The sequence below is a fragment of the Flexivirga sp. YIM B11880 genome, assembly GCF_058148645.1.
Genome location: NZ_JBMAMH010000040.1, coordinates 1 through 599, shown reverse-complemented (window position 1 = coordinate 599; position 599 = coordinate 1). Strand labels below are relative to the sequence as shown.

Below are 599 nucleotides of genomic sequence, written 5' to 3'. Positions count from 1 at the left end.
GCGTTGTCCGGCCCGACCCGCCCGGCATCCACCCCCAAATCCGCCAACGACCACGTTTCCACCGGCTTCTTCTTCGCGGCCATGATCCCCTTGAACGACGGATACCTGGGCTCGTTGACCTGATCGGTCACCGACACCACCGCCGGCAACGGCGCCTCGAACCAATCCGAGGCCGTATCCCCATCCCGGCGGCCCCGCACCACCCCATCGGCGACCTCCAACGTGGACAACTGCGTCACCTGCGGCAACCCCAACCGCTCGGCCAGCATCGCCGGCACCACACCCATCGTGCCGTCCGTGGACGCCAACCCCGTCACCACCAACTCCGGGCTCCCCCCGGCAGCCTTCGTCACCGCCTCCGCCAGCACCAACGACGTCGCCGCCGCATCCGAACCATGGATCGCCTCATCCAACACATGCACACCGGAATGCGCACCCATCTGCAACGCCTTCTTGATCGCATCCGCCGCCCGCTCCGGGCCGACCGTCACCACCGTCACCTCACCCTCGGTGGCCTCCACGATCTTCAACGCCGCCTCCACCGCATACTCATCCAGCTCCGACAACAAACCATCCACACTCGAACGATCCGTCGTGTT

At 66.4% G+C, this 599-nt stretch carries 1 protein-coding gene; it reads right to left on the bottom strand.

The annotated features are described in order from the left end of the window. A partial coding sequence (locus ACN8HC_RS19735; RefSeq protein ID WP_490076546.1) for an electron transfer flavoprotein subunit beta/FixA family protein occupies window positions 1–599 on the bottom strand: 599 nt, incomplete at both ends.